General features: G+C 47.0%; 10 protein-coding genes. 7 read left to right on the top strand and 3 right to left on the bottom strand.

The features are described 5' to 3' along the window. Positions 1–130: 130 nt before the first annotated feature. Positions 131–346: a hypothetical protein gene (locus QUB08_RS31050; RefSeq protein ID WP_333230047.1), complete on the bottom strand. Its 216-nt coding sequence runs from the start codon at positions 344–346 to the stop codon at positions 131–133. 577 nt (positions 347–923) lie between these two features. On the opposite strand from QUB08_RS31050, the gene QUB08_RS31045 reads away from it, so the two are divergent. Both QUB08_RS31045 and QUB08_RS31040 read left to right on the top strand, forming a co-directional pair. Beyond that, the gene (locus QUB08_RS31045; protein WP_333230045.1) at positions 924–1,685 is read left to right on the top strand and encodes a tyrosine-type recombinase/integrase; all 762 of its coding nucleotides are present in this window, start codon (positions 924–926) and stop codon (positions 1,683–1,685) included. A gap of 77 nt (positions 1,686–1,762) precedes the next feature. After that, complete coding sequence (locus tag QUB08_RS31040; RefSeq protein ID WP_333230043.1) at positions 1,763–2,845, top strand: GIY-YIG nuclease family protein; 1,083 nt, start codon at positions 1,763–1,765, stop codon at positions 2,843–2,845. 130 nt (positions 2,846–2,975) lie between these two features. Here the strand turns inward: QUB08_RS31040 and QUB08_RS31035 are convergent, their stop codons facing one another. Then, the gene (locus QUB08_RS31035) at positions 2,976–3,440 is read right to left on the bottom strand and encodes a hypothetical protein (RefSeq protein ID WP_333230041.1); all 465 of its coding nucleotides are present in this window, start codon (positions 3,438–3,440) and stop codon (positions 2,976–2,978) included. Between QUB08_RS31035 and QUB08_RS31030 the strand changes: the two genes are divergently transcribed. Next, positions 3,434–3,649, top strand: a complete 216-nt coding sequence (locus QUB08_RS31030; RefSeq protein WP_333230039.1) for a hypothetical protein — start codon at positions 3,434–3,436, stop codon at positions 3,647–3,649. The genes QUB08_RS31035 and QUB08_RS31030 overlap by 7 nt on opposite strands. A gap of 234 nt (positions 3,650–3,883) precedes the next feature. After that, on the top strand, positions 3,884–4,801 hold the full coding sequence (locus QUB08_RS31025) for a phytanoyl-CoA dioxygenase family protein (RefSeq protein WP_333230037.1): 918 nt from the start codon (positions 3,884–3,886) through the stop codon (positions 4,799–4,801). A gap of 102 nt (positions 4,802–4,903) precedes the next feature. Here the strand turns inward: QUB08_RS31025 and QUB08_RS31020 are convergent, their stop codons facing one another. Next, entirely contained in the window at positions 4,904–5,530 is a 627-nt protein-coding gene (locus QUB08_RS31020) for a discoidin domain-containing protein (RefSeq protein WP_333230035.1), read from the bottom strand. 51 nt (positions 5,531–5,581) lie between these two features. Between QUB08_RS31020 and QUB08_RS31015 the strand changes: the two genes are divergently transcribed. Genes QUB08_RS31015 through QUB08_RS31005 form a run of 3 tightly spaced genes read left to right on the top strand, consistent with a single transcriptional unit; the run spans position 5,582 to position 6,335 of the window. Further along, positions 5,582–5,752, top strand: a complete 171-nt coding sequence (locus QUB08_RS31015) for a hypothetical protein (protein ID WP_333230033.1) — start codon at positions 5,582–5,584, stop codon at positions 5,750–5,752. 12 nt (positions 5,753–5,764) lie between these two features. After that, positions 5,765–6,127 carry an HNH endonuclease gene (locus QUB08_RS31010; RefSeq protein WP_333230031.1) on the top strand — a complete coding sequence of 121 codons (363 nt, stop codon included), beginning with the start codon at positions 5,765–5,767 and terminating at the stop codon, positions 6,125–6,127. Further along, on the top strand, positions 6,105–6,335 hold the full coding sequence (locus QUB08_RS31005) for a hypothetical protein (protein WP_333230029.1): 231 nt from the start codon (positions 6,105–6,107) through the stop codon (positions 6,333–6,335). The genes QUB08_RS31010 and QUB08_RS31005 overlap by 23 nt, the downstream gene beginning before the upstream one ends. The last annotated feature ends 36 nt before the right edge of the window (positions 6,336–6,371 follow it).

Below are 6,371 nucleotides of genomic sequence, written 5' to 3'. Positions count from 1 at the left end.
GCACAGATATTTTTCCTACAGTGAAGGTATGAAAATCCTTAGTCATCAAAGCCAGAACTGCGGAATGTGGGTTTAAACTTCCCCAACGGAAAGACGCTGTAGAGTGTCGAGTTCTCAACGAGCATTCTGCTTACGAGACGATGGAGAGTTCGTCAGTGACTTGAATCCGACCTTTGACCAGGGAGCGAATCAAGCGATCTAGCGAGCCGCGTTCTTCTTCGCTGATGGACTCATCGAGGATGGCGGCCATCATGCCGTAGCGGTCAGCTTTAGTGAGGCGGTGAGTATCGGTGACAGTGGCAATTAATTCGTTGATGGCGCCTGGGAGAAGGTTGAGTGGAGACATGGGATTGTTTTGAACTCGACACCTTAATCATCGCCTTGTTTCCCTTAAGAGCAAGTGATAGTGCTGCTATTTTTCCGTGATAATACCGAAGGTGTTGGGTAAGCCACGTCCGTGTTACCAGTGATGGAAATCACAGTAACTTAGTGGAACTGTGGAACAACTAGAACTTTTAGCGCTGCTGAATTTAGGTACGATTGAGGCGGTGAGCAATTCATAAAAAATAATTCAACCCCAGTCGTATTCAGCAATATTCACCTCGCGCGATCGCACTTATCATGGCTCGATACAGCAACGCCCGATGAAAGCTTAGCTCCTAAAGTGTCGGAAAAACCCACACCCTGCGTTTTTCCACACACTCGCCTGTACCTCCTTTCCCTCATCGCTACAGACCGCCAATAATGCTTCGGCTGCTGCGCCTGAATTTATGCGGATGCAGCGATCGCGCTGTATGACGGTCAGCCGAGGAACGGGCTAATTTTGTCCAGTCCCGTCTTCAACCCAGCGACGGATGCTGTGTATTCTACGCCCGAAGTGAGCTGGACTACCACGTTAAGAAATACCCCCGACCGATGCAGCAATGCAGTATTTGCGGCAAACTCTGTGGTATCGGGTCGAGTTTACCAAGATGAAGATAGAACGGCACGGACAAGCCAAAATACTCACGCAACAGGAAATCGAGCTTTTGTTCAACGAAGGTTTGCAAACCGCTCGCGATCGCACGCTGTTCGGAGTTTGTCTCTACACCGCCTGTCGGATTGCCGAAGCTTGTTCCCTAGAAGTCATCGATATTTACACTGCCAGAGGTACAGTCCGACCTACAATCAACTTCCGCAAGGGCAAAACCAAAGGCCAACTCCAAACCAGGACGATTCCGGTCATTGAAGATTTGCGAAGTCTCCTGACATCTTGGCGTTCCCACGCCGGCCAGACTTATTTATTCCCCGGCCGCCACCCTTCGCATCATTGGAAGCATCTGCACACCAACTCAGCGGATCAGATTTTGAGAGAAGCGTTCGAGCGAACCGGCATCGAGGGAGCCTCCACCCACAGTTTTAGGAGAACGGCTCTCACGCAGATGAGCAACGCCGGAATTCCGCTGCGGATTATTCAAGAAATCAGCGGTCACAGTAACCTCGAACAGTTGCAGCATTACTTAGAGGTGAAGCCGGATCAAGTCAAAGGAGCGATCGCGAGTCTTTCCATGCTTTCCTACACGGGGAAACCTACATTTCCCCCTGTAGAGGATGAATTGTCTGCTGTGCCGTTACCAAGAGAGCAACTGTCACAACTGTCACAACCCGAAGCAGACTCTTGGCCTGAAGAAATTCCCGATTGGTGAGCGAGCAATTTTAGATTTTAGATTTTAGATTTTAGATTTGGGATGCAAGGATTAAAGTCACGCATCAAGAGCATCGAGTGCCGATCGCTTTCTTTCCCAAGGCAGAAGCCCTAACCCCTGGATTTGTTAAAATCGTTGGTCATGTGGAGCGGGTGCATCTCCAAAACCTGCTTTTAGGAGAATTGTTGACAATGTGGCTAAAATTTGGTGTTGCTCTCAGTGGCGAACTGACGAGCATTGATGAGGTTGTGCGCGGAAAAACTCAGCTAACTTGTCTCTACTGCGGTGGCGGATTGACAGCAAAAAAGGGGTCAGTGAAAGAACATCACTTCGCGCACACTGAGGAAACTTGCAAACCAGTCTCGCAGCGGATTAAAACCAAAGCGTTTCCCTCGCTGCCCCTCTACGATAATTTCAACGTGCAACTTAAGGGAGAGGAATTGGAGCAATTGAAAGTGCTGTGGAAAGAGTACGGCGCACAAAATTACGCCGTCCCCAAAGATTTGGTAAACTTTCGGTGGCAGTTGAAAGGATTGTTGGAATCAGAGGGATCTCGCTCTTATCAGTTTACCGACTTGGGCAAAATCCCCGTCGGCGCTCTTCCCCTGGCGCTGTTCAACCAAGTCCAGGAACCTTTGCTGCTGTCGGAGTTGATGAAGTTAGAAGGCTCTGTAGAGATTGCTTTATCTGCGGGGTTATCTTGTTTGGAAGAACGGCGGGCTGATTTGCTGATTTATCGAGCGCAGCTTCGTCGGATTATGGTGAACTCGCTCTACTTTCTTGAGGTCAAAGCGGACGGTCACTGCTTCTATAAAATTGGGGTGACAACTCGATCAATCGAGGAACGCATCGCCGAAGTGCAGCGGGATGTCAGAGCGCATTACTCGGATGTGGTTGTCAATTTGCTGGGATTGTGGGAACACCGGGGGAATGTGGAGCTGTACTTCAAACACCGATATCAACCCTTTAATTACCGCATTGGCAAGCTGACAGAGTATTTTGTGTTTCCTGATGTCAAAGCCGTGCTGAACGATTTGTACGAGATGGAACCCAAAGTGTTGAGTGAGGTTGATGTGGATGTTTTCAGCTTGTACGATCGCCCTCAAAAAACATCATGTAAAAAAGCATCTCTAAAAACAAATAGGAGTAAGCAAAGTTGAAACAGATACAGCATTTATTATTAGTTGCTACCCGACAATAAGAATGAAAGCTGCTATTGAGATTTCCTCTATTTTTGGTACTTCGGCGAATGTAACTTTAACACTCAAACCTCTCTATTTGTGATTAATTTCATCTAAATAGCCAGCAGATTGATTTATCTTGTACTTGGACACAGGTCACGGCCAGTTGGCGGTTTATGGCGCGCTTGTAGCTCTCTTCTTCAGAAATCCGTTGTAAGGTGGCGGGATGGCGGAAATATACCACACCGCAGACACCATCTATGCTCATGCTATCCTCGGCACAAGGTTTTTCTCCGCGCCCTTGTAATCCCCACGTCATTTTTGTTTGCCCGCCATCTTCCCAACGCAAAGTCCTTCCTCCGCCTCCGGCCCAAGAAACCGACTCATAGATGCAGGTTTGCTTAAGTTCTACCTTGTCTTGGCGAAGCAACCAACAGGAAACAGATGCTCCCTCAATTTTGCCTGCGCGTGCAGGTGTGGCAACAATGCCCAGTGCTAAAATCGGTAGGAAAACAGACAAAGTTTTCACATTTTTATCCACGGTTAACATATTCGGAAATAAGGGGAGTGTCAAGCTTAGCAAGTTCTATTGTCACCATGACCAATCTATTACCAAACTTGTTGCCGAGCGCCACCAATACGCCAATTTTTATCGAGTCATGTTTGGTTTCACATTACCTGCTGATTCACAAGCAAGGACGTGACAGACTCAACCCAACTTACAGCGAAGGGCGATCGCACTCGTTCCTGCTCTGCGAAGGCTCCGCCTCAAGCAAGCGGTAGGTTGCGACATAGGTTAATCTTGGAGAAGACCGATATAGGGGGTGGTATCCAGCAAAAGTGACAGATAACACCCAAGAGCCCGGACTTAACCTGCTTTCGTTTCTGTTTAATTCCTTAAAACTAGGGTGTTATCTAGCAGAGCTGACGGATAATCCACCCCCCGGTAAAGGTGTTATACAGCACATCTGTTGAATACTGAAGTTTCTACTGTCCCGGTTTAAACGGGTAGCCACGATGCTGATTAAGCAAACAAAAACAGCCCTAAGTTCCCTAGGTTATGAACTAGATTGCCGTGAGGAGGCTTTTGGTTATCTAAGGAATTCTTCCGATGTACTCGGACAGCCAGAGCAATTGCGACGGAGGATGCAACAAGACGGTTACTTATACTTAAAAGCCTTTCTTAACTCTCAAGAGGTTTGGCAAGCTCGTCAGGAAATTGCAGCTTGTTTAGCTGCTGAGGGAAGTTTGGAACTTGAGTGCCCTGTTCTAGATTGCATCGCTAAACCTGGATTAAACATACATTTCCGTCCCGATTTAGCAAGCAGGAGTTCAACACTGAAAACACTGCTTTATTCGGGACGGATGATGGAATTTTTTGGATTTTTTTTAGGCGGTCAAGTCCGGCATTACGATTACACCTGGCTTAGAGCCGTCGCCCCAGGAAAAGGAACTTACGCTCATTGTGACATTGTGTATATGGGACGGGGAACTAACAAACTTTACACGGCTTGGACTCCATTAGGTAATATTCCTTGGGAATTAGGGGGGTTAATGATTTTGGAAAATTCTCATCGTCTAGAGACTATTAAAAATAGCTATGGATGTAAAGATGTCGATCGCTATTGTGCTAACAGAAAAACGGCTGATTTGTATGCCTCCAATCAAAAAGGGTGGGATGGAGCCTTATCCAAAAACCCGGTTTCTTTGCGCTGTAAATACGGAGGACGTTGGTTGAGTTCCGAATTCGAGGCTGGAGATGTTCTGATTTTTGGTATGTTTACCATTCATGCGAGTTTGGATAACCATTCTCCTTCTATTCGACTCTCCTCGGACAGCCGTTATCAATTGGCATCGGAACCAGTGGATGAAAGGTGGGTTGGCAGTAACCCTATTGGTCACTCTACTGCTGCTAAGCAAGGTCAGATTTGCTAGAAGAAGACTTTAGTATTGTGTGTTTGAATTTAAGTTTAGTCGCTCCGCATCGCTACCGCACCGAGTTCAGCTCTGGGCTATCCTAAAAGACACTTGAACCTCTTACTTTTTTGGGGAGTAAGCCCGGAGTTGATGGAACGTCCCCCAACCATTCCATTGGCCGTCGGGTGGCTCCCAATACTTGACATATCGAGCACTCATCGGGGGAATTGCAACATCAATATCAAGTTTATTGAAACTGGTATTTGGAGAGTAAGGATGGACTATCTCAGAAGCTAATCGCCAAGTTTTATTATCGGTTGAAACCTCAACGCGAAAGGTTAGTGAATTCTTAAATGCACCATCCCAATCAATATTGTAGCCAACACCGTTGAGTGAATAAACCGCACCTAAATCGACAATTTGAAAGGTGCCAGTACCTTGATTGGTTCCGTTTCCCCACCGCCCCAGTTTTGGATAATTCGTTGTTGTTTGGTAATCAGCCGGATCGTTAGCATTAGCCCAGCCGGGATAGGTAATCCCTCCGTTTCTGGCAATCACTGGTTTGCCAGCCGCTACGTTGGTGCCTAATATCGGCTTCGACGAAGTAATATTGCTTGGAGATGCTGATTCCACTGCTGGCGGTGGAAGTGTAGGGGTGTTTGATACTTGTTGAATCGATTGAGAACAGCCAGCCACAGCTCCCGTAGCGAGGAATATCCGAGCAAACCAGGCACACGATTTTTTCATGATTTGAGGAGGGACGATTGCCCCGGCAAATTAGGGATATTATTCAAGGATATGCTCGCCTCAGTTCTGGGGGAAACTAAAACCGAACCAAAAACCCAAACCCAACCCGCAACCCCCACAGGTAGGCCATGCCCAAAATCCATGAGTGCGATCGCTTTTATGCCAGGAGGAGACGGTATTCTGAGTAATGGGAACAAAAGCGATCGCCCTATAGAGAGATGAGCTTTGACGTTTATGGCAAAACCCAAAAGGTATCCAAAAAATTGGCGAGAGATTGCGCTCTCAGTGAAAGAAAGTGCGCTCTGGCGCTGTGCTAAGTGCAACCAACAATGCCTCAGACCCGGTAAACAAAGTGGCTTAACCAAATCCGAACGTTGTTCCTTAACTTTAACAGTGCACCACCGCAACCGGATACCAGAGGATAATCGCCCAGAAAACTTAATTGCTCTTTGTACCGCCTGCCACCTTTCTTATCACAATCGCGGTCAATCAAACGTCTCGCCTGGACAATTATCGCTGTTCCCCGATGATGGCATTGACTGGGATATGATGGATTGCTCTCTGGAATCGGCAATTGAAAATATCAAAGAATATTAAAGAATTAGTAGAACTGCTTCAACCCTTGCAGCAAGAAGATAAAAATCTGCACGGAACACGCACAGATTCTCACCAATACAAACTGAGGCCAACGCTTGCGGAAGCAGAGTTGCAGACTTTCGAGCGGAAACATCAAATCAAGCTGCCCGAAGATTACCGTACCCAATTTAGGAATGAAAATTTAATAACTTTAGCGTCTGCTAAATAGTCGGAACTGCACGATAATTCCATTTGGGTAGGTACT

The sequence above is a fragment of the Microcoleus sp. BR0-C5 genome (assembly GCF_036705045.1).
Taxonomy (GTDB): Bacteria; Cyanobacteriota; Cyanobacteriia; order Cyanobacteriales; family Microcoleaceae; genus Microcoleus.
Note: the sequence above shows the minus strand (reverse complement) of the source record. Positions and strands in the feature narration are given on the sequence as shown.

What these genes read in the sequence shown, in the direction of transcription:
- QUB08_RS31020 (WP_333230035.1), bottom strand. Translation starts at nt 5,530, where the DNA reads ATGAAAAAATCGTGTGCCTGGTTTGCTCGGATATTCCTCGCTACGGGA.
- QUB08_RS31050 (WP_333230047.1), bottom strand. Translation starts at nt 346, where the DNA reads ATGTCTCCACTCAACCTTCTCCCAGGCGCCATCAACGAATTAATTGCC.
- QUB08_RS31010 (WP_333230031.1), top strand. Translation starts at nt 5,765, where the DNA reads ATGGCAAAACCCAAAAGGTATCCAAAAAATTGGCGAGAGATTGCGCTC.
- QUB08_RS31045 (WP_333230045.1), top strand. Translation starts at nt 924, where the DNA reads ATGCAGTATTTGCGGCAAACTCTGTGGTATCGGGTCGAGTTTACCAAG.
- QUB08_RS31015 (WP_333230033.1), top strand. Translation starts at nt 5,582, where the DNA reads ATGCTCGCCTCAGTTCTGGGGGAAACTAAAACCGAACCAAAAACCCAA.
- QUB08_RS31025 (WP_333230037.1), top strand. Translation starts at nt 3,884, where the DNA reads ATGCTGATTAAGCAAACAAAAACAGCCCTAAGTTCCCTAGGTTATGAA.